The sequence below is a fragment of the candidate division KSB1 bacterium genome (assembly GCA_016214895.1).
Taxonomy (GTDB): Bacteria; Electryoneota; RPQS01; order RPQS01; family RPQS01; genus JACRMR01.
In genome coordinates this window covers 16,879-43,705 of the sequence record JACRMR010000013.1, presented here as the reverse complement: position 1 = coordinate 43,705, position 26,827 = coordinate 16,879, and the positions used below count along the sequence as shown (strand labels likewise).

At 60.1% G+C, this 26,827-nt stretch carries 39 protein-coding genes; all 39 read right to left on the bottom strand.

Translation table 11 applies throughout. The features are described 5' to 3' along the window. Positions 1-7 precede the first annotated feature (7 nt). The 39 genes from HZB60_08730 to fusA all read right to left on the bottom strand — a co-directional run bounded on the left by HZB60_08730 (position 8) and on the right by fusA (position 26,765). Positions 8-898: a hypothetical protein gene (locus tag HZB60_08730; protein MBI5059844.1), complete on the bottom strand. Its 891-nt coding sequence runs from the start codon at positions 896-898 to the stop codon at positions 8-10. Further along, positions 868-2,376, bottom strand: coding sequence for a glycogen synthase GlgA (glgA, locus tag HZB60_08725; GenBank protein MBI5059843.1), 1,509 nt, complete (start codon positions 2,374-2,376; stop codon positions 868-870). Before glgA ends, HZB60_08730 begins: the two co-directional genes overlap by 31 nt. Then, the gene (locus HZB60_08720; GenBank protein MBI5059842.1) at positions 2,354-3,775 is read right to left on the bottom strand and encodes a GGDEF domain-containing protein; all 1,422 of its coding nucleotides are present in this window, start codon (positions 3,773-3,775) and stop codon (positions 2,354-2,356) included. The genes glgA and HZB60_08720 overlap by 23 nt, the downstream gene beginning before the upstream one ends. After that, entirely contained in the window at positions 3,747-4,583 is an 837-nt protein-coding gene (locus HZB60_08715; GenBank protein ID MBI5059841.1) for a DUF72 domain-containing protein, read from the bottom strand. Before HZB60_08715 ends, HZB60_08720 begins: the two co-directional genes overlap by 29 nt. Further along, positions 4,564-5,823 carry an imidazolonepropionase gene (locus HZB60_08710; GenBank protein MBI5059840.1) on the bottom strand — a complete coding sequence of 420 codons (1,260 nt, stop codon included), beginning with the start codon at positions 5,821-5,823 and terminating at the stop codon, positions 4,564-4,566. The genes HZB60_08715 and HZB60_08710 overlap by 20 nt, the downstream gene beginning before the upstream one ends. A gap of 6 nt (positions 5,824-5,829) precedes the next feature. Then, positions 5,830-6,612: an enoyl-CoA hydratase/isomerase family protein gene (locus HZB60_08705; GenBank protein ID MBI5059839.1), complete on the bottom strand. Its 783-nt coding sequence runs from the start codon at positions 6,610-6,612 to the stop codon at positions 5,830-5,832. 6 nt (positions 6,613-6,618) lie between these two features. Next, positions 6,619-8,271 carry a urocanate hydratase gene (hutU, locus tag HZB60_08700; protein ID MBI5059838.1) on the bottom strand — a complete coding sequence of 551 codons (1,653 nt, stop codon included), beginning with the start codon at positions 8,269-8,271 and terminating at the stop codon, positions 6,619-6,621. A 204-nt stretch (positions 8,272-8,475) separates the two neighbouring features. Continuing rightward, positions 8,476-9,048, bottom strand: coding sequence for a 50S ribosomal protein L17 (gene rplQ / locus HZB60_08695; GenBank protein ID MBI5059837.1), 573 nt, complete (start codon positions 9,046-9,048; stop codon positions 8,476-8,478). Positions 9,049-9,065: 17 nt separating this feature from the next. Beyond that, a complete protein-coding gene (locus tag HZB60_08690) occupies positions 9,066-10,058 on the bottom strand; it encodes a DNA-directed RNA polymerase subunit alpha (GenBank protein MBI5059836.1) in 993 nt (330 codons plus the stop codon). Positions 10,059-10,080: 22 nt separating this feature from the next. Beyond that, positions 10,081-10,710: a 30S ribosomal protein S4 gene (gene rpsD / locus HZB60_08685; GenBank protein ID MBI5059835.1), complete on the bottom strand. Its 630-nt coding sequence runs from the start codon at positions 10,708-10,710 to the stop codon at positions 10,081-10,083. A gap of 74 nt (positions 10,711-10,784) precedes the next feature. Continuing rightward, positions 10,785-11,168, bottom strand: a complete 384-nt coding sequence (gene rpsK, locus HZB60_08680) for a 30S ribosomal protein S11 (GenBank protein ID MBI5059834.1) — start codon at positions 11,166-11,168, stop codon at positions 10,785-10,787. A gap of 80 nt (positions 11,169-11,248) precedes the next feature. Next, entirely contained in the window at positions 11,249-11,617 is a 369-nt protein-coding gene (gene rpsM / locus HZB60_08675; GenBank protein ID MBI5059833.1) for a 30S ribosomal protein S13, read from the bottom strand. Positions 11,618-11,669: 52 nt separating this feature from the next. After that, entirely contained in the window at positions 11,670-11,786 is a 117-nt protein-coding gene (rpmJ, locus tag HZB60_08670; protein MBI5059832.1) for a 50S ribosomal protein L36, read from the bottom strand. Between the two features lie 45 nt (positions 11,787-11,831). Next, positions 11,832-12,056, bottom strand: a complete 225-nt coding sequence (gene infA / locus HZB60_08665) for a translation initiation factor IF-1 (GenBank protein MBI5059831.1) — start codon at positions 12,054-12,056, stop codon at positions 11,832-11,834. Between the two features lie 92 nt (positions 12,057-12,148). Then, entirely contained in the window at positions 12,149-12,904 is a 756-nt protein-coding gene (map, locus tag HZB60_08660) for a type I methionyl aminopeptidase (protein ID MBI5059830.1), read from the bottom strand. Then, on the bottom strand, positions 12,901-13,566 hold the full coding sequence (locus HZB60_08655) for an adenylate kinase (protein MBI5059829.1): 666 nt from the start codon (positions 13,564-13,566) through the stop codon (positions 12,901-12,903). Before HZB60_08655 ends, map begins: the two co-directional genes overlap by 4 nt. An 18-nt stretch (positions 13,567-13,584) precedes the next feature. Then, positions 13,585-14,913: a preprotein translocase subunit SecY gene (secY, locus tag HZB60_08650; GenBank protein MBI5059828.1), complete on the bottom strand. Its 1,329-nt coding sequence runs from the start codon at positions 14,911-14,913 to the stop codon at positions 13,585-13,587. Then, on the bottom strand, positions 14,913-15,350 hold the full coding sequence (rplO, locus tag HZB60_08645) for a 50S ribosomal protein L15 (GenBank protein MBI5059827.1): 438 nt from the start codon (positions 15,348-15,350) through the stop codon (positions 14,913-14,915). The genes secY and rplO overlap by 1 nt, the downstream gene beginning before the upstream one ends. Next, entirely contained in the window at positions 15,347-15,544 is a 198-nt protein-coding gene (rpmD, locus tag HZB60_08640; GenBank protein ID MBI5059826.1) for a 50S ribosomal protein L30, read from the bottom strand. Before rpmD ends, rplO begins: the two co-directional genes overlap by 4 nt. Before the next feature lie 36 nt (positions 15,545-15,580). Beyond that, a complete protein-coding gene (rpsE, locus tag HZB60_08635; GenBank protein MBI5059825.1) occupies positions 15,581-16,126 on the bottom strand; it encodes a 30S ribosomal protein S5 in 546 nt (181 codons plus the stop codon). An 18-nt stretch (positions 16,127-16,144) separates the two neighbouring features. Continuing rightward, positions 16,145-16,516, bottom strand: coding sequence for a 50S ribosomal protein L18 (locus HZB60_08630; GenBank protein ID MBI5059824.1), 372 nt, complete (start codon positions 16,514-16,516; stop codon positions 16,145-16,147). A 132-nt stretch (positions 16,517-16,648) separates the two neighbouring features. Beyond that, entirely contained in the window at positions 16,649-17,188 is a 540-nt protein-coding gene (rplF, locus tag HZB60_08625) for a 50S ribosomal protein L6 (GenBank protein MBI5059823.1), read from the bottom strand. Between the two features lie 36 nt (positions 17,189-17,224). Next, entirely contained in the window at positions 17,225-17,623 is a 399-nt protein-coding gene (gene rpsH / locus HZB60_08620; protein ID MBI5059822.1) for a 30S ribosomal protein S8, read from the bottom strand. A gap of 34 nt (positions 17,624-17,657) precedes the next feature. Beyond that, a complete protein-coding gene (locus tag HZB60_08615) occupies positions 17,658-17,843 on the bottom strand; it encodes a type Z 30S ribosomal protein S14 (GenBank protein ID MBI5059821.1) in 186 nt (61 codons plus the stop codon). 33 nt (positions 17,844-17,876) lie between these two features. Beyond that, positions 17,877-18,443, bottom strand: a complete 567-nt coding sequence (rplE, locus tag HZB60_08610) for a 50S ribosomal protein L5 (protein MBI5059820.1) — start codon at positions 18,441-18,443, stop codon at positions 17,877-17,879. Positions 18,444-18,576: 133 nt separating this feature from the next. Next, on the bottom strand, positions 18,577-18,906 hold the full coding sequence (rplX, locus tag HZB60_08605) for a 50S ribosomal protein L24 (GenBank protein MBI5059819.1): 330 nt from the start codon (positions 18,904-18,906) through the stop codon (positions 18,577-18,579). 30 nt (positions 18,907-18,936) lie between these two features. Next, positions 18,937-19,305, bottom strand: coding sequence for a 50S ribosomal protein L14 (gene rplN, locus HZB60_08600; GenBank protein ID MBI5059818.1), 369 nt, complete (start codon positions 19,303-19,305; stop codon positions 18,937-18,939). Between the two features lie 6 nt (positions 19,306-19,311). Continuing rightward, complete coding sequence (gene rpsQ, locus HZB60_08595; GenBank protein ID MBI5059817.1) at positions 19,312-19,515, bottom strand: 30S ribosomal protein S17; 204 nt, start codon at positions 19,513-19,515, stop codon at positions 19,312-19,314. 80 nt (positions 19,516-19,595) lie between these two features. Next, entirely contained in the window at positions 19,596-19,814 is a 219-nt protein-coding gene (gene rpmC, locus HZB60_08590) for a 50S ribosomal protein L29 (protein MBI5059816.1), read from the bottom strand. Between the two features lie 47 nt (positions 19,815-19,861). Then, positions 19,862-20,281 (bottom strand): 50S ribosomal protein L16, encoded by a 420-nt coding sequence (gene rplP, locus HZB60_08585; protein ID MBI5059815.1) that lies wholly within the window; start codon positions 20,279-20,281, stop codon positions 19,862-19,864. A 6-nt stretch (positions 20,282-20,287) separates the two neighbouring features. Then, positions 20,288-21,082, bottom strand: coding sequence for a 30S ribosomal protein S3 (gene rpsC / locus HZB60_08580; protein ID MBI5059814.1), 795 nt, complete (start codon positions 21,080-21,082; stop codon positions 20,288-20,290). An 11-nt stretch (positions 21,083-21,093) separates the two neighbouring features. Beyond that, positions 21,094-21,597 carry a 50S ribosomal protein L22 gene (rplV, locus tag HZB60_08575; protein MBI5059813.1) on the bottom strand — a complete coding sequence of 168 codons (504 nt, stop codon included), beginning with the start codon at positions 21,595-21,597 and terminating at the stop codon, positions 21,094-21,096. 3 nt (positions 21,598-21,600) lie between these two features. After that, positions 21,601-21,888 carry a 30S ribosomal protein S19 gene (gene rpsS, locus HZB60_08570; protein MBI5059812.1) on the bottom strand — a complete coding sequence of 96 codons (288 nt, stop codon included), beginning with the start codon at positions 21,886-21,888 and terminating at the stop codon, positions 21,601-21,603. Between the two features lie 3 nt (positions 21,889-21,891). Next, positions 21,892-22,734 (bottom strand): 50S ribosomal protein L2, encoded by an 843-nt coding sequence (gene rplB, locus HZB60_08565; protein MBI5059811.1) that lies wholly within the window; start codon positions 22,732-22,734, stop codon positions 21,892-21,894. A 36-nt stretch (positions 22,735-22,770) separates the two neighbouring features. After that, positions 22,771-23,061, bottom strand: a complete 291-nt coding sequence (gene rplW, locus HZB60_08560) for a 50S ribosomal protein L23 (GenBank protein ID MBI5059810.1) — start codon at positions 23,059-23,061, stop codon at positions 22,771-22,773. Continuing rightward, positions 23,051-23,686, bottom strand: a complete 636-nt coding sequence (gene rplD / locus HZB60_08555; GenBank protein ID MBI5059809.1) for a 50S ribosomal protein L4 — start codon at positions 23,684-23,686, stop codon at positions 23,051-23,053. Before rplD ends, rplW begins: the two co-directional genes overlap by 11 nt. Positions 23,687-23,690: 4 nt before the next feature. After that, a complete protein-coding gene (gene rplC, locus HZB60_08550) occupies positions 23,691-24,308 on the bottom strand; it encodes a 50S ribosomal protein L3 (GenBank protein ID MBI5059808.1) in 618 nt (205 codons plus the stop codon). Then, complete coding sequence (rpsJ, locus tag HZB60_08545; GenBank protein MBI5059807.1) at positions 24,305-24,613, bottom strand: 30S ribosomal protein S10; 309 nt, start codon at positions 24,611-24,613, stop codon at positions 24,305-24,307. The genes rplC and rpsJ overlap by 4 nt, the downstream gene beginning before the upstream one ends. A gap of 103 nt (positions 24,614-24,716) precedes the next feature. Beyond that, a complete protein-coding gene (fusA, locus tag HZB60_08540; protein ID MBI5059806.1) occupies positions 24,717-26,765 on the bottom strand; it encodes an elongation factor G in 2,049 nt (682 codons plus the stop codon). Between the last annotated feature and the right edge of the window lie 62 nt (positions 26,766-26,827).

The window sequence follows — 26,827 nt, the reverse complement described above, 5'->3', positions numbered from 1 at the left end:
GGAGGAATCAGGGCGATACGCGAACAACTCTTCCCGTGGTCCGGTCCAGCAGGTACAAGGTCCCGCTCGACGCCATCGCCAAGCTGGTGATTGTGCGAATTTCCTTGCCGATCACTGTCCGCGCATCAAAGAGCGTATCAGCGGGTCGCGCGCTGCTTTGCCACCGGATCACAAACCCGCGGGCGCCGGTCAGTAGTGAACTATCCGCGGCGGCCAGTGTGGTCTCACCGTATTCGGGCGGCAGTTCAATTGACGGCAGAGGATTCAGCATGGCATCGCAACGATACAGCGTATGGCCGCCGCGCTCGATCCAGCACAGGCCGTGTCCGCGAACAAACGCCATCGAGGCAACTTCGCCAACATAACCGCGAGCGCCGTCGAAGCTGGCCCGTGGAAAGAACCCCGGATCGTAGCGCAGCAAAGTCTGACCGTCGCGGTCATAGACGATAAGGTCGCCGTCGGGCGCCAGTGCAATCGCCGCGGGGCTGCGTCGGTCCTGGGTGTCATCGATCAGGACTTCGTACGTTGCCTGCCAGCTCAGCGAGCGGGAGAATCGCTGAATGCGGCGATTTCCATAGTCCAATACCCAGACACTGGTACCCCACTCCGCCGCGACGTCCTCCGGACTTTGGAACTGCCCGTTGCCATTCCCGAACCCACCGGCTTCCGCGATCAGCGTCCCGCTCGTATCTACGGCGACGACACGCTGATTGCCGGCATCGGCGACATAGAGCAAATCGTCCGGACCGATTGACAACGCTCGCGGATCCCGGAGCGTCACCGACTCACTCGGCAGGATGACCTTCCAGTCTCGCGCGTCGGAACTTACGCAGCTCCCCAGCAGCGCCAGCAGGCCGAGCGCGACCCTCAGGCCACGCGCGGCGGTTGAGAGAGGCATTCCTGATACAGTTGAAGATACTGCCTTGCCGACCGATCCCACGAGAAATCCTGACTCATCGCGTTACGCTGGATCCTCCGCCAGCGGTCGGCATCTTGATAGGCGGAAACCGCGCGTTCGACCGCGTGCATCAGCTCGCCGCTCGTATAGTCATAGAAACGGAAACCGGTTCCGTGCAACAAATCCGTGTCGGCGTCGATCACGGTATCGGCAAGTCCCCCGGTGACCCGCACAATCGGAATCGTGCCATAACGCATGCTCATCATTTGATTCAGTCCGCACGGTTCGAATTTGGACGGCATGAGGAACATGTCCGAACCGGCCTCGATCAAGTGCGCCAGATCTTCGTCGTAGGCCAGCTTCACCGCGAATCGGTCGGGATACACGCGCGCCAGTTCGTGGAACATGTGCTCGTAGTACGGGTCGCCGCTGCCGAGGATCACGAACTGCGCCGGCAAGCTCAGAATTTCCGTGATGAGCGGCGCGAGAATCTCGAAACCCTTCTGGCCCACAATCCGTGAAATCACCGCGAATACCGGGACGCCGGCGTTGAATTCAAACCCGGCCTTGGCGCACAATGCGCGCTTGTTCTCCACTTTCCAGGGCAGCGTACCGATGCCAAAGTTGGCGGCGATGCGCGGATCAGTCTCCGGATTCCAGACCTCGGTGTCGATCCCGTTGAGAATTCCTTGCAGCGGTCGCGGCGACCCCCGCAATACGGTTTCCAGTCCGAAGCCGAAATCATAGCTGCTCTGGATCTCGTGCGCGTAAGTGGGACTGACAGTGCTCAGCCCGTCGGCAAATTCGAGCCCGGCTTTCAGGAAATTGACCATCCCGTAGAATTCGATCGGTCCGCCCGGAAAATACAACGCTTCCGCGTCGCCGATGCGAGCGACAGTATCCGCCTTGAACCAACCGTGATAGGCCATGTTATGAACCGTCATCACCGCACGACTCTCCGCGAATTCTCCGCGCCGCCGCCGCTGCGACAGGTAGAGCGGAACCAGACCGGCCTGCCAGTCATTGCACTGCAGGACATCCGGCGTCCAGTGATCGCTCCGACACAGGTCGAATGCACACTTGGCGAGTGCGATAAACCGGTAGTCGTTGTCCACGTAGTCCTGATTACTGAAGGGATCGACGTAAATCCCCGGCCGGTCGTACAGCGCGTCACAGCGCAGGAAGCAGAAATCCGGTTCAGAGTCACGGCGGGGCGCGCGTGCAAATTCGGCGTGCAGCGCCCGGCCGTTAATAGTCAGAGAAGGTTGAGCGCCGTTTGCCGATACCGCCAGTGCGTGTCGCTCCCCGTCCACGCAGCCGTACAAGGGGGACAACACCCGCACGTCGCAGCCCAATCGACTCAGCGCCTTCGGCAGCGCGCCGCTGATATCGGCCAGGCCGCCGGTTTTGCTGAACGGCGTGACCTCCGACGTAACAAACAGGACTCGCGGAAACTCAGATCGCTTGCGATTCGACATTTGCTAACTTGACCAGGTTTCTTCCGTGTCGCTTCACCCAGTAGAGCGCGCGATCGGCGCCGGAGATGAGATCTTCCGGAGCCGCCGCATCGCGGTTGTCGGTGACTCCGCACGACACCGTGATTGCACCCATCGACTCGCCTTCCTCAGTCACCAGCGAACGGGCTTCGATCGCCTTGCGAATTTTGTCGGCCACAATCAATCCGTTCTCCGCAGTGATCTCGGGCAGAATCAGCGCGAACTCCTCGCCGCCGTAGCGGGCCACAAAGTCAATGTCGCGCACGGACGAGCGGATCGTCGCCGCCACCTCGGCCAACACCCGGTCTCCGGCCAGATGGCCATAAGTATCGTTGTAGGTCTTGAAGTCGTCGATATCAATCATGACGAACGTCATCATCTTCTTGTAGCGCTTCGCGCGCTGGAATTCCGTGCGCAGTTGTTCCCGCAAAAAGCGATGATTAAACAACTGCGTCAACCCGTCGATCGTGGCGAGTCGCTGTGTGCGCGAGAACTTGCTGCAGCAGTCGAAGACGGTTGAAAATTCGGCGCGGAACAGTTCCAGCGCATCGAGTTCGACCGGTAAAATGGTAAGCGGCGAGGCATACAGCAGCTTGAGCACACCGAGGCGGCGGTCGTTGCGCACCAGCGGCACCAACACGGCGAACACGTATCCCCGGTCGTGCAGCTCTTTTCCTCGCGTAAACTCCGCCGCGGTCGCACACTCATCGATGAGCGAGATCCGATTGCGGCGATAGAGCGCCAATTTGTGTCGTGGCACGAGCTCGGTTGCCGCCTCCTGCGGCAGATCTTTCGGCTCATGCCAGACCCACTCCCCGTCGCGCTCCGACCAGAAATCGGACGAGAGGTCCGGCTGAATCTCCAGATAGGTCGGGGCGAATAGATGCTGAACCATTTTGCTCAGCGATAGGAACAGCGGCTCGCCTTCGAGGTCCATCACATCGGCGAGTCTGACCGCACGCATCACCCTCGCTTCCAGCTCGGTCAGCGCCGTCCGTTCGGCCGCGTCGATCAGCGCGAGTTGCGCCCAGGCGTTGTCCGCGGCGTCCATCGGCGCCGACTCGACACTCAAGCCAAACCACGCCCGGCAGGAGTCCACCGCATCGCGTTGCGTCGTGAGTGCAATCGAATGTTGCAACGCCGCTTCGCGAAACGGTCCGGGAGACATGATCGCGGGTTCAGCGACGCAAGCGAATTCGTGCGGACCCGGCGCGGCGCTGACGTACCCTTCCAACGGATAGGGCAGCCGTGGCAGCGTCGGATTCGCTGATCGCGAACGGAGGTGGCTGTTCAGAATCTGCCAATCCTCCGTCGGCAATCGAAACCGCCGCCAGGCCTCGCGATGTTGCGAGCTATGAATCAGTGAATAGATGGAGTCCATTCTCGCTCGCCGAATCGTCCTCGTGGTTCGTGTCGCCTAACCATCGCTGCAACCAAATCGCGTTCGTTGCCGCCTGACCATGATAACAATTGTTAAACAGGACAAATGCCCGCTTGACAGAGTCCGGCAGGCCGAGCAACTTCTGCCCAACCGATACCAATTCGTCAACGCTGTAGTTGTAATCATACCGGTCGCCCGCCGTACGGTCGTTCCATGCCCGCGCATTCCGACCGTGCAACCGCACGTACGCATAGTCCCCCGTCACATGCAATGCGGGAGGCATCAGGCTTTCCAATTGCGGCTCGTCGGGGCTGACCCAGCTCACGCCCTCGTCACGCAGCGTGGCTCGAACGCCGTCGCAATCCCAACTGCGATGTCTGAACTCCACGTACAGTGACCGACTCGCGCACAAGTCGCGCACGCGCAGCAAGTAGTCGATGTTGGAATCTGATCGCTGGAATGCAGCGGGAAACTGCGCCAGCAATCCGAGCAATTTCCCGCGCTCCGTGAGCGGTGCGAGTCCGCCCAGCAATGCGCGCATCGATTCCGCGGGCTCGCTTCGGGAGTGCGTCACATCACCATGCACTTTCGCGAAGAGCCGAAACCCCGCCGGCGTCTTGCCCGCGATGCCCGCGTAAGTCGCGCGTCCCGCGATGCGATAGTACGTGCTGTTGATCTCGCCGACGGGAAACCGGGCGGCATAGAATTCGAGCCACTTCGACCGGGGGACCCGCAGCGGATAAAACGTCCCGGCCCAATCGTCGAATTTCCACCCCGACGTTCCGACACTAATATCTTGCCGTCGCATCGCGATCCTCCCACGCCAGTTCACCGCCGATAATAACGGTGAATGCGCGGAAATCGCCGAGATGATAGGACAGTGAATTCAGGTCCGGTGCCCGCCAGAGGCAGATGTCCGCCGCCTTGCCGGCCTCCAGCGACCCCACGTCGCTGTCGGCGCGCAGTGCCGCCGCCGCATCGAGGGTGACCGCCCACAACAACTCCGCCGGGTTCATTTTCGCATAGATCGCGGCGGCCGTCATGCAGAACGGCATCGATTCGGTCATGGCCGAGCCTGGATTCATGTCCGTGGCAATCGCAACCCGCGCACCCTGCTCAATCAACTTTCGCGCCGGCGGGTAGGGCAGCGTTCCCAGAAAGAACACACTCGCGGGCAACATGACCGCGCAGACGTTGGCCTTCGCCAGTGCCGTGATTTCCTGGTCGTTCAGGTACTCCAAGTGGTCCGCACTTCTGGCTCCGAGCTCCGCGGCCAGCAGCGCGCCGCCCGAGTGTCCGAATTGGTTGGCGTGCACCGCAACTTGAAGTCCATGGTCCAGTGCGGCGCGCAGCATCCTGCGCGATTCATCGACGGAGAATGCGCCCTGCTCGCAGAAGACATCGGCCGCCGAAGCGAGCTTCAGCTCGGCCACGCGCGGAATCATCTCGGCAGCAACCTCATCAAGAAAGCGCTCGCGTTGTCCCTCCATCGCTTCCGGAACCGCATGAATCAGAAACGTCTTGTGCATGCGCTGCGGAGTCTGCAGACTGATGAGTTCGAGCGCGCGCAGCAGCTTCGCCTCGCCGTCCCAGTCCAGTCCGTAGCCGGATTTTGCTTCGATGGTCGTTACGCCCGCGGCGAGCGACCGATCGAAACGCGGCAGCGATTCTTTCACAATCTGGTCCACCGCAGCCGCGCGCACTTTTCGCGCGGTTGCCTGAATTCCGCCGCCGGCTACGGCGATTTCCTGATACGACCGTCCCGCATTGCGCATGTGGAACTCGTCGGCGCGATTGCCCGTGAACACGGGGTGGGTGTGGCAGTCGATCAATCCGGGTGTGGCCAGGCATCCGTCAGCGTTGAATCGCGGACAGTCCGCCGGCATGCGCGACTCCAGCTCCCGCTCCGGGCCGATCTCGACTATTCTCCCCTCGCGCACGAGAATCGCGGCATTCCGCCGCTCCAGCACGAACCGCTCAGTCCGTTGACGATCGGCCATGAGCGGTGTTGCCAGCAGGCCGATATTATGTACGAATAAGTCGGGCACGGCTGCTCACCTGCCCGTGAATACGGCTTTGCGTTTCTCCAGGAATGCTGCGGTACCTTCATTCTTGTCTTCGGTCCCACAGCAGTACGCGAACCAGCTTTCCTCAACGCGCAACCCCATGTCCAGTCCCAACTGCAGTCCATTCTCGACGGCGTTCAAGATCGCTGCCGCCGCGCGTCGTGGCTTCGCCGCGAGCTCCTCCGCCAGCTTGCGTACGACGGTCATCAAGTCTGCCTGCGGGACGACCGAATTCACGAGGCCAATGTTCAAGGCCTCAGACGCGGGGATGACGCGGCCGGTCAAGAGCAGTTCAAGAGCCTTCCCCCGGCCAATCAACCGCGGGAGACGCTGAGTGCCGCCGTAACCCGGAATAATCCCCAAGTTGATCTCCGGTTGTCCGAACTTGGCGTTCTCCGCAGCGACGCGCAAATGACAGGCCATCGCTAATTCACAGCCTCCACCGAGCGCATAACCGTTAACAGCAGCAATTACAGGGATTTGGAATTTCTCAATCCGGGAGTATAGCTTGTTGCCACGATCAGCAAACTCCTTACCGGAAATCACATCAAGTTCACGGATTTCCTGAATATCAGCGCCGGATACGAACGATTTCTCACCGGCCCCGGTCATAATGATGGCACCGACAGCGTCGTTGTCGCCCAGTGATTGAAAGCAGTCATGCAGTTCGCGCACGGTCGCAATATTGAGCGCGTTCAGCGTTTTCGGTCGATTCACGGTCACGGTCGCGACCGCGCCGTCGATTTGCAGAATCAGATTTTCGTATGACATGGTCATTTAGAAATTCAGTCCGGGGATTAACACATTCTGAGTTTTTGCGGTTGCCGTCGCCCCGGCATAGCCCGCGTCGTGATGCCGGAAGACGCCCATCGCGGGATCGTTGGTCAGCACGCGTTCCAGCCGGGCCGCGGCCGCATCCGTGCCGTCGGCTACGATCACCTGACCCGCGTGCAGCGATGCGCCGATGCCAACACCTCCGCCGTGATGAAAGCTCACCCACGACGCTCCGCTGGCCGTACTGACCAGCGCATTCAGAATCGGCCAGTCAGCGATGGCATCGGAACCGTCTTTCATCGCTTCGGTTTCGCGATACGGCGAAGCCACCGAGCCGCAATCGAGATGATCGCGACCGATCACGATCGGCGCTTTCAACTTGCCTGTGCGCACCAGCTCATTGATCGCGAGCCCCATTTTCGCGCGCGCACCCTGCCCGAGCCAGCAAATTCGCGCCGGGAGTCCCTGAACGGGAATCCGGGGTGCCGCTTCACGGATCCACCGGGTGAGGCCCGCGTCATCTGGAAACAGGCGCAGCGCTGCTTCGTCAGTGGTACGGATGTCGGCGGCATCTCCCGAAAGTGCCGCCCAGCGGAACGGCCCCTTGCCCTCGCAGAACAGCGGTCGAATGTAGGCCGGAACGAAACCGGGATAGGCGAAGGCGTCGGCATATCCGGCTTGCAACGCCTTGCCGCGCAGGTTATTGCCGTAGTCGAAAGCCACCGCGCCGCGCCGCTGCATCGCGACAATCGCCTCGCAGTGTTCAGCCATCGACTTCATGCTCCGGCGGATGTAATCCCGCGGATCGCTCTTGCGCAATCCCAGTGCAAGCTGATACGAAATGCCGTTCGGAATATACCCATTCAACTCGTCATGCGCCGAAGTCTGGTCGGTCACCAGCTGCGGAAGCTCGTTTCGCTTGAGGAGTTCCGGCAACACATCGGCGCAGTTACCGAGCAGGCCAACGGACAGCGCGCGCCGTTCACGGACGGCAGTGTGCACCCATTCCATCGCTTCATCAAGCGTCGCCGTCCAGCGATCGCAGTAGCCGATTTCGACGCGGCGTTCGATGCGCTGTTGATCGACCTCAACGCACAAGGCCACACCGCCGTTCAGCGTGACCGCGAGGGGCTGTGCACCTCCCATCCCCCCGAGTCCGCCCGTGAGCGTCCAGGTCCCAGCCAACGTCCCGCCGAAATGCTTGCGCGCTGCGGCCGCGAAGGTCTCGTACGTTCCTTGCAGGATGCCCTGGGTGCCGATATAGATCCACGAACCGGCGGTCATTTGGCCGTACATGATCAGCCCTTTTGCCTCCAGCTCGTGGAAATAGTCCCACGTCGCCCACTGCCCCACGAGATTGGAGTTAGCAATCAGAACTCTCGGCGCTTCGGGATGCGTGCGGACCACGCCCACCGGCTTCCCCGATTGCACAAGCAAAGTCTGATCGTTTTCCAGTTTGAGTAAGCAGTTCAGGATCGCCGCGAGGGCTTCACGCGAACGAGCGGCTTTCCCGGTACCGCCATAGACGACGAGGCTCTCCCGGTCCTCGGCCACGGCAGGATCAAGGTTATTGAGCAGCATTCGCAAGGCTGCTTCCTGAGCCCAGCCCTTACAGGAGATCTGTGGCCCAGTTGGTGTCTTCGGGATTTCAATCATGATCGGATCCGATTCTTCGGGCATTCCCCGCAATCGCTACGATGGAGAGGTATTATCATTGAATGCACGGATGGTGGCGAGCCCCCACTTTCCCCCAATCTCAATATACCCACTTCGTCAGGGAAAATCAATTCCGCGGCGCAACAAAAAGGCCATGTCGCACGACATGGCCCTTGTAATAACAGTCAGATACAGACGCGGATTCTATTCGCCCCTGCCGCCGGCCTTGCCACTCTTGGCTGGAGCCTTTGTCGCGCGACGCGTGTGAGCGGCCCCGCCCTTGGCGCCCTTCACGGCTTTCGCCGCCTTGGCATCTCCGGCTCCTTGCCTGGCCTTGCCTGTCTTGGCCTTCGCAGCGGTCTTCTTTGCGCCCTTCGCGGCGTCGGATTCGCTAGCGGTTGACTTTGCGGCTAAGACTCCCTCAAACCCGACCAGTTCAATGATCGCCGTCGGGGCGTTGTCGCCATGTCGATTGCCAAGTTTGATGATCCGCGTGTAGCCGCCATTACGATCGGCGAATGTCAGTGCAATTTCATCGAACAGGCTCTTGATCACGGCCTTGCGCGTGAGGTACATAGCGACGCGGCGGCGAGCGGCCAGATCGGCCTTTTTCGCATGCGTCACCAAGCGCTCGGCAAATGGGCGCAACTCTTTGGCCTTGGTCAGCGTGGTATGAATCCGCTTATGCTGGAACAGCTCCTGCGCCAGATTGCAGAGCAGCGCCTTACGATGCGCGGGGGAGCGGCTGAGGCTGCGGCCTCTATCTTGATGTCTCATGGGAATTCAGTCGGAATTTACTTCTTGTCGTAATCGGTGCTGAGGTAGCGATCGACATCCATGCCGAAATGCAGCCCCTTACCCTTGAGGATTTCGGTCAACTCGACGAGCGACTTGCGGCCGAAGTTCTTGAATTTGAGCATTTCCGGCTCTTCGCGCCGGACCAGGTCGGCGATCGTGCGAATCCGCGCTTCCTTGAGGCAGTTCGCGCTGCGCACGGATAATTCCAGCTCCTCCACCGGCTTCCGCAAGAGTTTGCGGATTTGCAGCGTCTCTTCGTCGATATCCTCTTCCTCTTCCTTCTCCGGCTTGATATCGAAGTTAATAAAGAGCTGGATATGATCGCGCAACGTGCGCGCGGCGAAGGTCAGGGCGTCATCCGGGGTAATCGAACCGTCGGTCCAGATTTCGAGAATCAGCTTCTCATAGTCGGTACGCTGACCGACGCGCGTATTTTCGATGGTGTAGGTAACATTGCGGATCGGCGAGAACACGCTGTCCACCGGGATCGTGCCGATCGGCGCGTCGGCCGGGCGGTTTTCCTCCGCCGGTACATAGCCACGCCCCTTGCGGACCTGAATCTCCATTTTCACTTCAGCGTCGCGGTTCAGCGATGCGATGTGGTGGTCGGGATTCAGAACTTCGAACTCGTTGTTGCCGACCTGAATGTCCCGCGCCGTGAATTCCTTGGGTCCCTTCAGATGCAGGACGATCTTGTCCGGCTTCTTATTCAGTAATTTGAACCGCACCTGCTTCAGGTTCAAGACCATTTCGGTGAGGTCTTCCGAGACCCCGGGGATGGTCGAGAATTCGTGCAGCACGCCGTCGATCTTGATCGAGGCGATCGCGGCGCCCTGCAGCGAGGAGATCAGGACGCGCCGCAAGCTGTTTCCAATGGTCACTCCATAGCCGCGTTCGAGCGGCTGGATGACAAACTTACCATACGTATCCGTATGCGTAGATTCATCGATCTCTACCGCTTCGGGCATCTGGAAATTCGAACCGTTCATGGATCTCCTCGCGGAAGTGAGATTATCGGGAGTAAAGCTCAACAACAAGCTGCTCGTTGACGTCAAGCGGGATCTCATTGCGGTTGGGCCGCGCCGAGTAGATTCCCTCCATTTTCGCCTTATCGAGCTGCAAGTTCGGCATGAGCTTGCCGTCGCGAGACTTTTGCATCGCGTCGTGAATCACATTCAGCTTCTTCGACCGTTCGCGGACGCGAACGTGATCGCTGGGCTGAAGGACGTAGGACGGGATGTCCACGATGCGCCCGTTCACCATGAAATGGCGATGACGGACCAGCTGCCGGGCCTGGCGACGTGAACTGGCGAAGCCGATCCGATAGACGACATTGTCGAGACGGCTCTCGAGCATCGCCATCAGGTTTTCGCCGGTCACGCCCTTTTGGCGCTGCGCTTCCCGGAAGAAGCGATGGAACTGGCGTTCCAGCAGCCCGTAGGACTCGCGAATCTTCTGCTTCTCGCGAAGCTGTACTCCGTACTCGGAGACCTTGCCGCGCCGGGAACGACCGTGCTGTCCCGGGCCATACCCCTTCTTCTCAAAGGTGCATTTCGGACCGGAGCAACGGTCTCCCTTCAGGAAGAGCTTTCTTCCTTCGCGGCGACAGATTCGACAGACAGGATTGTGATTAAGAGCCATGGACCTTTATGATTCAGAAAACAAACTTAGACCGAACCGCGATTGCTCGCAACCCGAGCGGCCAACAAGCGGAATCAGACCCGGCGCCGTTTCGGCGGGCGGCAGCCATTGTGCGGCAGCGGCGTCACGTCGCGAATCGCGGAGATCTGCAGACCGGAGGCCGCCAGTGCGCGGATCGCGCCGTCGCGACCTCCGCCCGGTCCGCGAACTTCCACGGTCACCTTGCGCAGTCCCAGCGTCATCGCGGCTTTGGCGGCATTGTCGGCGGCCAGCTGCGCGGCAAATGGCGTGTTCTTGCGCGAGCCGCGCAAGCCCATTTTGCCGGCCGACGCCCACGAAATCGTGTTGCCGTAGTTGTCGGTAATCGTCACAATCGTGTTGTTGAACGACGACTTGATGTGCGCGACGCCGGACGCTTCGACGCGTTCTTTCTTTTTCTTAACTTCCTTTTTCGCCACTGCTGGTAGTTCTCCGGGTATTCACCCCCGCCTGGAGCGGGAGATTCAACGGGCCGTACGCCGGCGCGAGCCGGTGCCGATCAGCCCTTCTTCTTGACGAGCGTGCCTTTTTTCTTGCCTTTGCGGGTGCGCGCGTTATTCTTGGTATTCTGACCGCGCACGGGCAGACCGCGCCGGTGGCGCATGCCGCGATAGCACCCAATGTCCATCAGGCGCTTGATGTTCAATTGGATTTCCGAGCGCAACGGCCCCTCCACTTTGAGCTCGGCGACCAAGGCGCGAATCGCGTTGAGTTCCTGGTCGTTGAGCTGATGGGTGCGCTTGTTCCAATCGACACCGGCTTGGGTGAGGATTTTCTGAGCCGAAGGCCTGCCGATGCCGTAGACATAGGTCAGTGCAACTTCGATGCGCTTATCTCGCGGGATATCAATTCCGGCAATTCGGGCCATGGTCTGCTATGAATTCAAGGGAATCAGGCGGAGCAAATTCTGAAGGGTGGGGTCAGCCCTGGCGTTGTTTGTGCTTCTTGACGCGCGGGCAGATGACATAGATCCGACCGTGTCGGCGCACGATGCGGCAATGTTCACACATTTTCTTGACGGAGGTACGGACTTTCATGGTCGGTCTGGTTCGATCGGCGCATCCGGCAAGGATCCGGCATGCTTACTTGTAACGGTAGGTGATTCGTCCGCGATTGAGATCATAAGGCGACAGCTCGACAGTCACGCGATCGCCGGGGAGAATCTTGATGAAATGCATGCGCATCTTGCCGGAAATATGGGCCAGTACTTTGTGGCCGTTTTCGAGCACGACGCGGAAGGTCGCATTGGGCAGACACTCCTCGATGACGCCGTCAACCTTAATAGCCAGTTCTTTGGACGTATGCACCCTCCGCTTGGTTCATCACGGTGGACGAACATCGTCCACCGTCTATCCGCACCCCGGTGCGCCCGGCGGGCGGCCGCCGCAGCTGCACAGGCTCAGAGCGTAAGTATTTCAGCAGCCCCGTCGCGAATCACCACGGTGTGTTCGAAGTGCGCGGAAGGTTTGCGGTCGCGCGTGACGATCTGCCAATCGCCGATCATCTCGACCTCGTACGTGCCCATGTTGATCATCGGCTCGATGGCAATCGTCATGTTTCGACGCAGCACCGGACCGCGCTTCGGCGGGCCGTAGTTCGGCACTTGCGGGTCTTCATGCAGGCTCTTGCCGATTCCATGTCCGACAAGATCGCGAACGACGCTGAAACCTTGCGCCTCGACGTAGGACTGCACCGCATGCCCGATATTCGAGAGGTGGCCGCCTTCGCGCGCCTGTTCAATCCCCAATTCCAGAGCCTGTCGCGTAACATCCATCAGCCGCCGGCGTTCCGCGTCAACGTCACCAATGGCATAGGTCCGAGCGGCATCGGCGTAGTATCCGTTAAACATCACGCCGATATCCAACCCCGCAATCGTCCCCGCTTTCAGGGGTTGGCCGTTCGGGATGCCGTGCACGACTTCCGCCTCGATCGACAGGCACACCGAAGCCGGGAACGGAACCCCTTCGGCATTCGGGTAATTCTTGAAAGCGGGAATTGCGCCGCACGACCGGATGAAGTCATCGACGACTCGATCCACGTCAATCGCCGGAGTGCCGGGGACCATCAGCGGTGCCGCGACCTCAAACGCACCGGCGAGGATCCGACCCGCCTGGCGCATCAGGTCGAGCTCGGGGGCCGATTTGACAATGATCATGCGAGATCGGGATCCAGCGCGATGAGGACGCGCGCAAACACCTGGTCTTCGCTCCCGACGCCATCGACGATCCGCAGTTGATTCGACTTCTGGTAGTAATCGATCAGCGGCGCCGTCTTCTCTTCGTACACTCTCAACCGTTGCGCGATGGTGGCCGGCTGGTCGTCGTCGCGCTGAATCACATTCGCCTCGCCCTTGGGGCACTTGTGGTTCGTCTCGACGTCCGGTGTCGTATGGATGCTGAACGTCGCGCCGCACGTCGTACAGACCCGACGCGAACTCAATCGTTCGATAATCGCGTCTCGCGGCACGTCGATGGAAACGGTCCGCGGCGTCGGCAGGCCGACCTCCACCAGCAGCTTATCCAACGCTTGCGCTTGCGGAATGGTCCGGGGAAATCCGTCGAAGATCGCGCCGCGAACGGCGTCATCCTGCTGCAAGCGCTTCCGTACGATATCAATGATCAGATCGTCCGGAACCAGCTCCCCGCGATTCATGATTTCCTTCGCCTTGACCCCTAACTCGCTTCCCGCTTGCACTTCGGCCCGCAGGATATCCCCAGTCGATATTTGCGGCACCCGCAGGTAGTTAACCAGCCGTTGCGCCTGGGTCCCCTTCCCCACTCCGACGGCGCCCAGCATGATGACGGTATATCGGGCCATGGCGACGTTACAGCGGCTTTACATCCGGCGACGACCGCGAATGCGGCCGGACTTCATCAGGCCGTCATAGTGCCGCATCACGAGGTGAGATTCCACCTGCTGGAGCGTATCCAACAGCACACCGACGATAATCAGGATCGTAGTTCCGCCGAAGAACGAAGCGAAATTATACGTGACGTTGAACTGATTAACGATGATCGACGGAACCACCGCGATGGCACCCAGCGCCAACGCACCCGGCAACGTCACCCGCGACAGGATCGAATCGATGAACTCCGACGTCTGCTTTCCCGGACGAATACCCGGAATGAAGCCGCCGTTCTTCTTCATGTTATCGGCCAAATCGACCGGGTTCAGCACGATCGCCGTATAGAAATACGTGAAGAAGACGATCAGCAGGAACTCCATGATGAGGTAAGCCGCACCCTGTCCGCTGAAGGCATTGATCATCGCCTGCTGGAAGCCGCCCTCGGGCAGAAAGCTGGCGACCGAAGACGGGATGAAGAGAATCGACTGTGCGAAGATGATCGGCATCACGCCCGCGGAATTGACGCGCAGCGGAATATGCGTGGATTGACCACCATACGTCTTGCGGCCAACCGTGCGCTTGGCATACTGCACCGGAATTTTGCGCATCCCCTGGGTCAGCCCGACGACCGCCATCGTGATCGCGAACAGCATCACCACGAACAGCACGTCCACCATGATATGCCGTGTTCCGATCGCCACCTGTTGCGCCTCTTCCATGATCGCATACGGCAGACGGTCCACGATACCGAAGAAGATCAGTAATGAAATTCCGTTACCGATTCCGCGCTCGGTGATCTGTTCACCCAGCCACATGATCAGCGTTGTGCCCGCCGCAAGCGTGACCATCGTCAGGAAGCGGAAGCCGAATCCCGGATCAGGGACGACCGGCGCGCCGGAGGTCGCGATCAGCCGCTCCAGAAAGATCGAGACACCGCCGGCCTGCAGCGCCGCGATGATGACGGTACCGTAGCGGGTCAGCTGGGTGATCTTCTTGCGGCCCTCTTCGCCTTCCTTCTGCAACTTCTGGAAATACGGGACAACCGTTCCCATCAGCTGGAAGATGATCGAGGCGGAGATGTACGGCATGATACCGAGAGCAAAAATGGTGGCGCGCTGAAACGCTCCACCGACAAACATGTCGTACAGGCCGAACAACGTGTTTTGATTTTGTTGAAAGAATTCGGCCAGGGCCGAAGCGTCGATTCCGGCGACGGGCACGTGCCCGCCAATTCGGAAGACCAACAGAATCAATAAAGTGAATAGAATCCGATCCCGCAGTTCGGGGATTTTGAAAACGTTTTGAAACCGGTCAAGCATCAGTCAGTGTCCACCCTGCCGCCGGCTCCGGTAATCTTGGCAGCCGCTGAGGCGGAAAGTTTACAGCCCTTGACTTCGTACGGCCGTTTGGCGTCGCCATTGCCGAGGATCTTCACGGCCTGCTCCACGTAGCGGATCAGTCCGGCTTGCTTGAGCGAAGCGGCATCGACGGTCGTTCCGGTCAGCTTGTCGAGATCACGAATATTAACGATCTGCACCGGATCAGCCCACAAGTTCTTGAAGCCGAACTTGGGCAGGCGGCGATAGATCGGCATCTGACCGCCCTCGAAGCCTTTCTTGCGGACGGAACCCGCGCGCGCCAGGTAACCTTTTTCACCGCGTCCGGCGCTGCCGCCGCTCCCCGAGCTTGGGCCACGACCGATCCGCTTTTTCTTGTGCGTCGAACCCGCTGCGGGCTTGAGATTGCTTAAGCTCATGCCTGGCCTCCATCGACGACTTCCCACGTCACGAGATGACGCACCTGATCGATCATTCCGCGCATGGCCGGATTGTCGGGAAACAAGAGCGTTTCGTTCAGGCGGTGGAAACCCATCGCCGTGATCGTCAGCTTGTGCTTCTTGGGTCGCCGGATCGTGCTGCGAATCCAGGTAACTTTGAGCTTCTTATCCATGGTCTGAGATATCGTCGGGAAATGAAATGCTTGAAATTAGGCGTTGAACACTTCGCGCACGGTGATCCCGCGGCGTTCGGCGATCATGCGGACATCATGCAACTTGTCGAGCGCGGCGAACACGGCCTTAACGACGTTATGCGGGTTGTTGGTACCCATGACTTTGGTCAGGACGTCCCGCACGCCCACGCACTCCATGGCCATGCGCACGGAGCCGCCGGCGATCACGCCGGTGCCGGCCGAGGCGGGGCGTAGCAGAATCCGGCCCGCGCCGAACTTGCCGGAGGTGGTATGCGGCAGCGTCGCGCCGAGAATCGGGTAGCGCTTGAGCGAGCGCTTGGCCGCGAGCGTCGCTTTGGAAATCGCATCAACAACTTCGTTGGCCTTGCCCAGTCCGTAACCGGCACGGCCCTTGCCGTCGCCGACGATTACGACTGCATTGAACGAGAAATTGCGTCCACCCTTCACCACCTTGGCGACGCGGTTGAGGCACACGGTCTTCTCGATGAGCGATTCGCCGGAGTATTCTCCGTCGTTGTCTCGATCGCGGCCGCGGCCGCTGCGTTCAGGCTGATCCGTCATTCGTGGAATGGTCATCGGTTAGAATTGCAGGCCGCCCTTGCGCGCTCCGTCGGCCACTGCGCTCACACGGCCATGATACGGAAACCCGTTGCGGTCGAACACGACCTTGGAAATGCTCTGCTCCAGCGCCTTCTTCGCGCAGGCCTCGCCGACGAGCAGGCTGACTTCGTTCGGCTTCTTGCCCTTGGTCTGTTCACGCACGCCGGGAGTCAGCGACGAGACTCCCATTAACGTCTTGCCCGAGCGGTCATCGACCAGTTGGGCGTACACATGATTAAGCGAACGAAACACGACCAGCCGCGGACGCTCGGGCGTCCCCTGCACGATCTTGCGAATGTGCTTCTTGCGACGGGCGCGGGATTTGGCTTTCTTCTGCGTAAGAGTCGACACGGTTCTCAATGCTCCTCGCCACCATTTCCGACGGTGGCTGCTGTTCAGGTCCCGCGCGCTTGGCGCGAGGTTCAGGCAACGGAGGGTGTTGCCAGATGGGTCGCAGTTCGCGCGTGGGGCGCGACTCCGGGATTACTTCTTCGCGGTCTTGCCGGCCTTGCGCTTCACCTGTTCGTCGATGTAGCGAATGCCCTTGCCCTTGTACGGTTCCGGCTTGCGCACATCGCGGATTTCCGCGGCCACATGACCGACCAGTTCGGCATCGGCTCCGCTCACCACGATCGACGTCGGCTTCGGCACTTCGATCTTGACTCCCGGCGGAGTGACGATGAAGACGCCGTGCGTATAACCGACGTTGAGCAGCACACCTTTGCTCTTGATTTCGGCGCGAAATCCGACGCCGTTGATTTCGAGTTCTTTGCGGAAGCCTACCGTCACGCCCTTGACCATATTATTGATCAGCGCGCGCGTCAAGCCGTGCAGCGCGCGATGATTCTTGTTGTCGGTCGGACGCGTGACGGTGATCACGCCATCATCCTGCGCGACGGCCATATCGGGATGCAGACGTCGTTGCAACGTGCCGTTCGGACCCTTCACGGAGATGAAGTTGTCCTGCAGCGTTACCTGAACGCCTTTGGGGACGGAAATCGGGGCGCGGCCAATTCGTGACACTGAAACTATCTCCTGCGTTCTCGCGTGGCGCGATGCTTACCAGATTTCGGCGATCAGCTCGCCGCCCAGACCCAACTTCTTCGCCTGTCCGCCGGTCATCACGCCCCGGCTGGTCGTGACGATCGACATCCCCAAGCCGTTCAGCACGCGCGGAATCTTCGTGTGATCCACATAGCGGCGCAACCCGCACTTGGAAATCCGGCGCAGGCCTTGAATGGCCGAATCGCCGCGTGCGGTGTACTTGAGATAAAGCCGCAGGAATCCCTGCGGACCTTCATCGACATACACGTGATCATAGATGTAGCTCGCCTCGAACAGCACGCGGGCCAGTTCGGCCTTCATGCGCGAGTAGGGCACATCGACATAGGGCTTACGCACGCGCATACCGTTGCGCACACGATTCAGGAAATCAGCAATCGGATCGGTAGTAGGCATATCGCTTCGCTACGGGGATGGAAATTCTGGGGGGTTACCAGGACGCCTTGACGATACCGGGAATCTCGCCCATCAGGGCCAGTTCACGAAAACAAATTCGGCAGAGCGCGAACTTGCGCAGGAAGGCGCGGGGCCGGCCGCACCGGCGGCAACGATGATGCGCGCGAACCTTGAATTTCGGTTCCTTGATCGACTTGGCAATTAAGCAGGCCTTCGCCATATTCGTCTATCGACTCTGTGAATGGTTTGCAGATTAGGCCGCGCTGGCGGCTTTCACTTCGCGCTTGCGCATCGGTAGGCCCAGTTCGCGCAACAATTCGTAGGCTTCCTGATCGGTCTTCGCGGTCGTCACGAAGGTGATATCCATGCCCCGGATCTTATCGACGGCGTCGATATCGATCTCGGGAAAGATGATATGCTCCTTGAGGCCGACGGTATAATTGCCGCGCCCGTCGAAGCCCTTATCCGGCAGCCCGCGGAAATCCCGGATCCGCGGCGTAGCCATCGTGATCAGGCGGTCAACGAACTCCCACATCGTGGCCCGGCGCAGGGTAACATAGACTCCGATCGGCATGCCTTCGCGGAGTTTGAAATTCGAGATCGACTTGCGCGCCTTCGCCACGGCCGGACGCTGTCCCGAAATGGCGGCGATCTCGCGCACGACGCTGTCGATCAAGCGCGGGTTGGCCGCGGCGTCGCCCAACCCCATGTTGATCACGACCTTCGAGAGTCGCGGAATTCGCATGGCGTTGTCGTAGCTGAAGCGCTTGACCAGCGCCGGCACCACCTTGTCGGCATAGTGCTGCTGGAAGCGCGGCACGTAGCCCGCGGGCAGTTTGGGCCGCTCGCCAACAACGAATCCGGCCTTCTTGTCTTCTTTGGTGGCCTTCTTGGCCCCGGCCTGCGGCGGGGCCGCCTTCGCCGGCTTCTGCGGCTTCGCGTCTTTGGCCTTTTCAGCGCTCATCGCGGATCATCTCGTTGGAAGCTTTGGCATAGCGAACTCGCTGACGCTGTTCGCCCGTGCCGACGACTTTGCGACCGATGCGCGTCGGTTTGCCCGACTTCGGATCGATCAACATGATATTGGAAATATGAATCGAACCCTCGCGTGTCAGAATGCCGCCTTGCGGATTCTGCTGTGTGGGCCGTTGATGTTTCTTGACGAAGTTGACGCCCTCGACAATGACGCGCAGCTTGTCCGGGAACACCTTCAGCACTTTGCCTCGCTTGCCGCGGTCGTTTCCCGCGACCACGAGCACGAGGTCGTCCTTTTTGATTTTCAGATGGGTGGACATTATCTCTCTCCGCCGTCGTTAGACGACTTCCGGTGCCAGCGACACGATTTTCATGAACTGCTTCTCGCGTAACTCGCGGGCCACGGGGCCGAAGATACGGGTGCCGCGCGGTTCATTATCCTTGTCGATCAAGACCACGGCGTTTTCATCGAATCGAATGTAGGAACCGTCTTTGCGCCGGACTTCCTTCTTGGTGCGCACGATCACCGCGCGCGACTTCTCGCCTTTCTTGACCGTGCCGCTCGGAATGGCCGTTCGCACCGAGACCATAATAATATCGCCCACCGATGCCGTGCGGCGCAACGTGCCGCCATAGACCCGGAAGCAGCGGACTTTCTTGGCGCCGGTATTGTCGGCGACATTGAGAATCGTAAATTCCTGAATCATGGCCGCTTACTTTCTCTTCTCGACGATTTGCACCAGACGCCAGTTCTTATGCTTGGACATCGGTCGGGTTTCCATGATCCGGACGCGGTCGCCGATCTGACACTCGTTCTGCTCGTCATGCGCCATGAACTTGCGCGTACGCTTCACGTACTTCTGGTAGAGGGGATCCTTCACGCGGCGTTCCACGGCCACGACGATCGTCTTGTCCATCTTATTGGAAACGACCAGCCCGACGCGCGTTTTGCGCAGTCCGCGCCGTTCCTCGGATGCCGCGGCAGTTAACGTGGCGCTCACGCCTTGGCTCCTTTCGGCTTCCGCAGACCCAGTTCGATTTCGTGGGAGACGGTCTTCAGGCGGGCGATGTCGCGACGGATCTGACGCACCCGTGCGGTGTTGGGCAGTTGACCGGAGTCCAACTGGAAGCGCAACGCTTCGAGATTGTCCGCCGATTCGTGCAGGCGGTTGCCGAGTTCGACCTTGCTGAGTTCTTTCAGTTCGGTCATCTTCATCGGACGTGCGGAACCTTTTGCCATGAGATAGATAACAGGTCGACGGGTTAAGTGTGGCTGATTTCGCGCTCGACGAACTTCGTCTTGATCGGCAGCTTCTGCGCCGCCAGGCGCATCGCTTCGCGAGCCGTGGCGACATCCACGCCTTCGATTTCAAACAACACGCGGCCGGGGCGAATCACGGCCGCATAGAATTCCACGGGACCCTTGCCCTTGCCCTGCCGCGTCTCCAGCGGCTTCTTGCTGCACGGCTTATCGGGGAAGATGCGGATCCAGACTTTGCCGCCGCGCTTGATATGGCGCGTCAGGGCGACACGGGCGGCCTCGATCTGCCGCGACGTCATCCAGCACGCGGCCATCGCCTTCAATCCAAATTCGCCGAAAGCAACGGTGCTGCCCGCATAGTCGAATCCCATTCGCCGGCGGCGCTGCTGCTTGCGGAACTTCATTCGTTTCGGTGTCAACATAGCTCGTTATCTCCGACCGCCGGGATTGGGACCACGATCTCCACGCTGGTCCGGGCGATGGTCCGGACGTCGATCCGGACGGTCCCGGTGATCGCGGTGATCCGGACGATCGCTTCGTTCACCATGAGCTTCGCGTTCGCGGCTGCCGCGAATCTGCCCTTGCGCGAGCGCGTCCTTACCGATGACTTCGCCGCGGCAGATCCACACTTTGACGCCAATCGTGCCGTACGCGGTCTTCGCGACGGAAAGTGCGTAGTCGATATCCGCGCGCAGTGTGTGCAGCGGCACTCGCCCTTCACGATAGCCTTCGACTCGCGACATTTCGGCGCCGCCCAGACAGCCCGAGCACATGACCTTGATGCCTTCCGCGCCCATCCGCATCGTGGTCTGGATCGCTTTCTTCATCGCGCGGCGAAATGACACCCGGCCTTCGAGCTGACTGGCGATCATATCGGCCACCAGCTTCGCCTCAAGTTCGGGCCGCTTGATTTCGTAAATATTGACCTGAACGTCCCGGCTGGTGAGCTTCTTCAGCTCCGCCTTGAGTTTGTCCACTTCCGCGCCTTTGCGCCCGATCACGATTCCGGGCCGCGACGTGCGGATGGTCAGCGTCAGCTGCTTCGGCGTGCGCTCGATCTGGATCCCCGCCACGCTGGCCTGCTTCAGGCGCTGCGTCAGGTATTTTCTCAGATAGAGATCTTCGTGCAGCTTATCCGCGAAACTTCGTTCGTCAAACCACGCGCTGTTCCAGGTGCGGATACCACCCAAGCGCATGCCGACAGGTTGAACTTTTTGACCCACAGTGGATTCTCTTATGACTTCTTCGCTGGACTCTTCTTGACCGCCGGTTTGGCGGCGGATTTCTTTTCGGTCGTGGCCTTGACGACCGGCTTCGGCGCCGCTTTGACGCTTGGCTTGGGCGCCGCCTTCGGCTGTGCTTCGGCAACCGCGGCCGCCTCGATGTCATGCGCCGCTTCCGGTGTCGCCACGAACACGGTCAAATGGCTGCTGCGTTTCATGATCGGGGCGGCACGACCCATGGCCCGCGGCATGAACCGCTTCATGGTCGGCCCCTCGTCCACGAAGATCGTCTTGACGAACAGCTGTTCCGGATTCACGTCCCGGCCTTCGTCCGAGTTGACCAGATTGGCCACAGCGGACTGAATCGCCTTCAGCGTCGGCTGGGCGGCGGAGCGGGTGGTGAACTTGAGTAAATTGACGGCCTCGTGCACATTCTTACCGCGGACAAGATCGGCGACGAGCCGCATCTTGCGCGGGGTGACACGGACGTATCGGGTTACGCAGCGCGATTCCATGATTTACTTCTTCGCGACGGTCTTTTCGGCCTTCTTGGCCGTGTGGCCTTTGAAGGTCCGCGTCGGCGCAAACTCGCCGAGCTTGTGACCGACCATGTTTTCGGTGATGTAGATCGGAAGAAACTTCTTGCCGTTGTGCACGGCCAGCGTATGACCGACGAAATCCGGAGAAATCATCGAGCGCCGCGACCAGGTCTTCAGCACTTTCTTCTCGTTCCTCGAGTTCATTTCCTGAATGCGCGACTCGAGCCGCGTTTCAATGTACGGACCTTTTTTAAGCGAACGAGCCACGGCTTACCCTCGCGTCTGCACGTTACGGCGGCGAACAATCAGTTCGCTGGATTTCTTGCGCGGATTGCGCGTCTTATAGCCCTTGGTCGGCTTTCCCCACGGCGTACAGGGGTGACGGCCGCCGGACGAGCGGCCTTCGCCGCCGCCCATCGGATGATCGATTGGATTCTTGGCCACCGCGCGGGTATGCGGTCTGCGACCCAGCCAGCGAGTGCGCCCGGCCTTGCCCGACGTGACCTTTTCGTGATCGAGATTGCCGACCTGACCGACCGTAGCCAAACAGGCCGCCGGGATCTTCCGCATTTCGCCTGACGGCATTTTCAACAGGGCGTACTTGCCGTCGATCGCGGTCAATTGCGCGCCGGCGCCGGCGGAGCGGGCGATCTGACCGCCTTTGCCGACTTTCATTTCGATATTGTGGACGAATGAACCCATCGGAATCTTCTCGAGCGGCAACGCATTCCCCAGCCGCACGTCATTGCCCGTTCGCGATGAGACCACGCGATCACCGGCCTTTAGTCCGACGGGGGCGATAATGTACCGCTTTTCCCCGTCAGCGTAGAATAGCAGCGCGATATTCGCCGTGCGGTTCGGATCGTATTCCAGCCGGGCGACCGTCGCGGGGATGTCCAGCTTGTCGCGGCGGAAGTCGATGGTCCGGTAGCTCCGCTTATGGCCGCCGCCGGTATTGATGTTGGTGGCGCGTCCGCGGTTGTTGCGACCTCCCGACTTGGGCAGCGCGCCCAGCAGGCGGCGTTCCGGACCCTCTTTCGAGATCTCGGTACGCACTAGCACGGTGCGGAAGCGCTGTACGGGTGTCAGAGGTTTGAATTTCTTTACAGGCATAGTCGGGGTCGTTCGGCTCTTGGATCGCGAACTTACTTACACATTCTGCGCGAGTTCAATGCGCTCGCCGGCCTTGAGGGTGATGATCGCCTTCTTCCAGTCGGCGCGCTTGCCGGTAAACCGTCCCAGCCGCTTGACTTTGCCGCGCACGACCATCGTATTCACTTCGGTGACCTTAACCCCGTACTTCAGTTCGACGGCCCGCCGAATCTCGACCTTATTGGCCATCGGATCGACTTCAAACGCGTACTGGTTGCGAGTGTCCTGCAGACCGGCGATCTTTTCGGTCAGCAATGGCTTGCGGAGGACGGAGCGTTTATGCAGCATGGCCGAGCACCTTCAACAGTTTGGGCAGCGCGCTCTTCTGTAAGACGATCGTCGAGCAGTTCATCAGGTCCAGCGTTGACGCTGCTTCAGCCTTTTGCGCATGGGCCCTGGTAACATTGCGCACGCTCTTGGCCAGATTCAAATCGTATTCCGGAGTCAGTACGAGCACGCGTTCGGCGTCGAGTCCCAGCGCTTTGAACAGACCGGTCACGGATTTGGTCCGCGGCGCGCTCATCGTGAAATCTTCCACAATTCGGATCTTGTCGGCCTTTGCCTTATGCACCAGCGCGCTCAGCCGGGCGATCTTCTTCACCTTGTCGCCGACCCCGACATGGTACTTATGGGGTACCGGCCCGAAAATCGTACCGCCGCCAGGCATCAAGGGCGAGCGGCTCGTGCCCTGCCGGGCCACCCCACGGCCTTTCTGCTTGAACGGCTTCCGGCCGCCGCCGCGCACGTACTTGCGGATCTTGGTCTTCGCGGTACCCTGGCGCTGCGCGGCTTGCTCGCTGCGCACGGCCAGCCAGATCGCGTGATCGTTAGGCTCAACCTGCAGCATCGCATCCGGCAGTTCAACACTGTCGGCGGACTTGGAGCCGTCTTGTTTATAAACGGGAAGTTTCATGATGCTACTTACGAACCAGCACTAAGCCCTTGTTCGGTCCGGGAATCGCGCCCTTGACCATGATCAGGTTCGCGTCCACATCGACGCGAACCACTTTAAGATTCTTGACGGTCACGTTGTCGGCTCCCATGCGCCCCGCCATGCGCAACCCTTTCCACACTCGACCGGGGAATGTGTGCGCGCCGATCGCGCCGCCGTGACGGAAGAATTCATGCGTACCGTGACTGTCCACGACCGAGGAGAAATGATGCCGGCGAATGACACCCGCGAAGCCGCGGCCCTTGGAAACGCCGGACACCTTGACCCGGTCGCCGAGCTTGAACACGTCGCACTTCAGGGAGTCACCGATCCGCTTGCCCTCGGCGGGCATGTCGCGGACTTCGCGCTCGACTTTCGGCGCCGTCAGGCCCAGCTTCTTGTAGTGGCCCTTGAGCGGCTTCACCACGAGCTTGTCACGCTTCTGACCGAAGCCGAGACAGACCGCTTCGTAGCCGTGATCGGCCCGCGTACGGATATTGGTGATCTGGTTCGGCCCCAACTCAATGACGGTGACGGGCACTGCCGTGCCCTTCTCGTCGAAGATTTGGGTCATGCCGACCTTTTTCCCGAGCATTCCGATCATGTCTTGATCTCGATATCGACGCCGGCCGGCAATTCAATACGAATCAGCGCATCGATGGTCCGGGGCGTGGAATTGTGGATGTCGATCAGCCGCTTGTGCACCCGCGTCTCGAACTGTTCACGCGACTTCTTATCGACGTGCGGCGAGCGGTTCACGGTGACGACGGAGCGCCGCGTTGGCAACGGAATCGGCCCGGAGATGAGCGCGCCCGTGGTCTTGGCGGTTTGGATGATTTTCTCGGTTGATTTGTCGATCAGGTTATGATCGTAACTCTTCAACCGGATACGAATGTAGCCCTTTTTCAGCGTGTCCATCCGGGGTATTCAGCCGGCTAACGTGGGGGAAATAGTCAAAAAGTCAGCCCGCATCGATTGCCATGCGGCGAATCCGGCGGGCTGTGTGTGGAATCTACTTCTTCTCGAGGATGGCTTCGGCCACCGACTTCGGTACGTCCGCATAATGATCGAACACCATCGAGAAAATGGCTCGACCCTGAGTGTTGGAGCGCAGCGCAGTCGCGTAGCCGAACATTTCGGCGAGCGGAACCATAGCGGTCACAACCTGGCCGTCCGAGCGCGGGTGCATCTCGTTGATGCGGCCGCGCCGCGAATTCAAATCGCCAACCACACTACCCATATAGGTATCGGGAGTCACGACTTCGACCTTCATGATCGGCTCGCGCAACACCGGATCGGCCTTGCGGACCGCTTCCTTCATCGCCATCGATGCCGCAATCTTAAAGGCCATTTCGTTCGAGTCAACTTCGTGATAGGAGCCATCGACCAGCGAGACCTTGATGTCCAGCAGCGGGTAACCCGCCAGCACACCGGTTTTCATCGCCTCGTCGAGACCCTTATTGATCGCCGGGATGTATTCCTTTGGAATCGCGCCACCGACGATTTTATTGTCAAATATCAAGCCGCTGCCGGTTGGGGCGGGTTCAATGTCGATCACCACGTGACCGTACTGACCGCGACCGCCCGACTGCTTGGCGAACTTGTGGTTTTCGTGCGCGGTCTTGCGAATCCCTTCGCGATACGCGACCTGCGGCCGACCCACGACCGCATCGCATTTGAATTCGCGCAACAGCCGGTCCACGATAATCTCCAGGTGCAGCTCGCCCATGCCGGCGATCACCGTCTGCCCGGTTTCGTCGTTGAATCCGACCCGGAAGGTCGGGTCTTCCTCGGCCAACTTGGCCAGCGATTCGGAAATCCGATCCTGATCGCCTTTCGTCTTGGGCTCGATCGCGATCTCAATCACCGGCATTGGGAATTCCATCCGTTCCAGCACGATCTGGTGCGACTCAAAGCACAACGTATCCCCCGTGCGAACGGTCGATAGTCCCACCGCGGCTCCGATATCGCCTGCGATCATTTCCGTAACGTCTTCGCGCTTATTGGCATGCATGTGCAACAGGCGCGACACCCGTTCCTTCTTGCCGGTCTTCATGTTGAGCACCTGACTGCCCGCGTCCAGCTTGCCCGAATACACGCGGATGAAGGTCAGCTTGCCAACATAGGGATCCGTCGCGATCTTGAAGGCCAGGGCCGCGAACGGTGCATTGACATCCGGCTGGCGCTCCTCCTCCTCGTCGGTCTTGGGATTGATTCCGACCACCGATCCCTTGTCCAACGGTGACGGCAGGTAGTCCACCACGCCATCCAGCAACATCTGCACGCCCTTATTCTTGAAGGACGCGCCGCACAGTACCGGGAAAATCTTCAGGTCGCAGGTCGCCTTGCGCAGCGCGGCGCGAATCTCTCCCGGCTCGATCGGCTCACCGTTCAGGAATTTCTCCATCAGGTGATCGTCGTAATCGGAGATCGACTCCAGCATCTTTTCGCGCCAGTGGTGGGCGGTATCGTACATGTCCTTCGGCACGTCGAACGTCTCGAAGTGCATGCCATGGGAATCATCGACCCAGACGATTTCTTTGAAGGTGATCAAGTCAATCACCCCTTGGAACAGGTCGGCGGCCCCCACCGGAATCGCGATCGGCACCGGGTTCGCGTGCAGCCGCGTCCGAATCATCTCGACGGCGCGGAAGAAATCCGCGCCCGAGCGGTCCATCTTGTTGACAAAACAGAGGCGCGGGACCTCGTAGCGGTTGGCCTGGCGCCACACCGTTTCCGACTGCGGCTCCACGCCGCCCACCGCGCAGAACAGCGCCACCGCGCCGTCCAGAACTCGCAACGAGCGCTCGACCTCGACCGTGAAATCCACGTGCCCCGGCGTGTCGATGATGTTCACCCGGTGATCCCGCCACTGGCAGGTCGTCGCCGCGGAGGTGATCGTGATCCCGCGCTCTTTTTCCTGCTCCATCCAGTCCATGGTCGCGGCGCCTTCATGCACTTCGCCGATGCGGTGCAGGCGTCCCGTATAGAACAGGATGCGTTCGGTCGTCGTCGTCTTGCCGGCGTCGATGTGGGCCATGATCCCGATATTGCGGATCATGGACAGCGGCGTCTTCTCGGACGACTCCTTACCGGACTTCTTAGGTTTCTGTGTTGCGCTGG

Coding starts and splice junctions, on each gene's coding strand:
- glgA (MBI5059843.1), bottom strand. CDS start 2,376: ATGTCGAATCGCAAGCGATCTGAGTTTCCGCGAGTCCTGTTTGTTACG.
- rpsM (MBI5059833.1), bottom strand. CDS start 11,617: ATGGCCCGAATTGCCGGAATTGATATCCCGCGAGATAAGCGCATCGAA.
- HZB60_08730 (MBI5059844.1), bottom strand. CDS start 898: ATGCCTCTCTCAACCGCCGCGCGTGGCCTGAGGGTCGCGCTCGGCCTG.
- rplN (MBI5059818.1), bottom strand. CDS start 19,305: ATGATTCAGGAATTTACGATTCTCAATGTCGCCGACAATACCGGCGCC.
- rpmD (MBI5059826.1), bottom strand. CDS start 15,544: ATGGATAAGAAGCTCAAAGTTACCTGGATTCGCAGCACGATCCGGCGA.
- rpsD (MBI5059835.1), bottom strand. CDS start 10,710: ATGGCTCTTAATCACAATCCTGTCTGTCGAATCTGTCGCCGCGAAGGA.
- rplW (MBI5059810.1), bottom strand. CDS start 23,061: ATGCTGCATAAACGCTCCGTCCTCCGCAAGCCATTGCTGACCGAAAAG.
- rpsH (MBI5059822.1), bottom strand. CDS start 17,623: ATGCCTACTACCGATCCGATTGCTGATTTCCTGAATCGTGTGCGCAAC.
- rplV (MBI5059813.1), bottom strand. CDS start 21,597: ATGGAATCGCGCTGCGTAACCCGATACGTCCGTGTCACCCCGCGCAAG.
- rpmC (MBI5059816.1), bottom strand. CDS start 19,814: ATGAAGATGACCGAACTGAAAGAACTCAGCAAGGTCGAACTCGGCAAC.
- fusA (MBI5059806.1), bottom strand. CDS start 26,765: ATGATCCGCAATATCGGGATCATGGCCCACATCGACGCCGGCAAGACG.
- HZB60_08720 (MBI5059842.1), bottom strand. CDS start 3,775: ATGGACTCCATCTATTCACTGATTCATAGCTCGCAACATCGCGAGGCC.
- HZB60_08705 (MBI5059839.1), bottom strand. CDS start 6,612: ATGTCATACGAAAATCTGATTCTGCAAATCGACGGCGCGGTCGCGACC.
- hutU (MBI5059838.1), bottom strand. CDS start 8,271: ATGATTGAAATCCCGAAGACACCAACTGGGCCACAGATCTCCTGTAAG.
- rplO (MBI5059827.1), bottom strand. CDS start 15,350: ATGAGCTTAAGCAATCTCAAGCCCGCAGCGGGTTCGACGCACAAGAAA.
- rpmJ (MBI5059832.1), bottom strand. CDS start 11,786: ATGAAAGTCCGTACCTCCGTCAAGAAAATGTGTGAACATTGCCGCATC.
- rplC (MBI5059808.1), bottom strand. CDS start 24,308: ATGATCGGAATGCTCGGGAAAAAGGTCGGCATGACCCAAATCTTCGAC.
- rplQ (MBI5059837.1), bottom strand. CDS start 9,048: ATGAGACATCAAGATAGAGGCCGCAGCCTCAGCCGCTCCCCCGCGCAT.
- HZB60_08715 (MBI5059841.1), bottom strand. CDS start 4,583: ATGCGACGGCAAGATATTAGTGTCGGAACGTCGGGGTGGAAATTCGAC.
- rpsE (MBI5059825.1), bottom strand. CDS start 16,126: ATGACGGATCAGCCTGAACGCAGCGGCCGCGGCCGCGATCGAGACAAC.
- rplD (MBI5059809.1), bottom strand. CDS start 23,686: ATGAAACTTCCCGTTTATAAACAAGACGGCTCCAAGTCCGCCGACAGT.
- rplP (MBI5059815.1), bottom strand. CDS start 20,281: ATGTTGACACCGAAACGAATGAAGTTCCGCAAGCAGCAGCGCCGCCGG.
- rpsQ (MBI5059817.1), bottom strand. CDS start 19,515: ATGGACAAGACGATCGTCGTGGCCGTGGAACGCCGCGTGAAGGATCCC.
- HZB60_08615 (MBI5059821.1), bottom strand. CDS start 17,843: ATGGCGAAGGCCTGCTTAATTGCCAAGTCGATCAAGGAACCGAAATTC.
- HZB60_08655 (MBI5059829.1), bottom strand. CDS start 13,566: ATGGCCCGATATACCGTCATCATGCTGGGCGCCGTCGGAGTGGGGAAG.
- HZB60_08690 (MBI5059836.1), bottom strand. CDS start 10,058: ATGAACGGTTCGAATTTCCAGATGCCCGAAGCGGTAGAGATCGATGAA.
- rplB (MBI5059811.1), bottom strand. CDS start 22,734: ATGCCTGTAAAGAAATTCAAACCTCTGACACCCGTACAGCGCTTCCGC.
- map (MBI5059830.1), bottom strand. CDS start 12,904: ATGATCATTGTCAAATCGGCCCCCGAGCTCGACCTGATGCGCCAGGCG.
- secY (MBI5059828.1), bottom strand. CDS start 14,913: ATGCTTGACCGGTTTCAAAACGTTTTCAAAATCCCCGAACTGCGGGAT.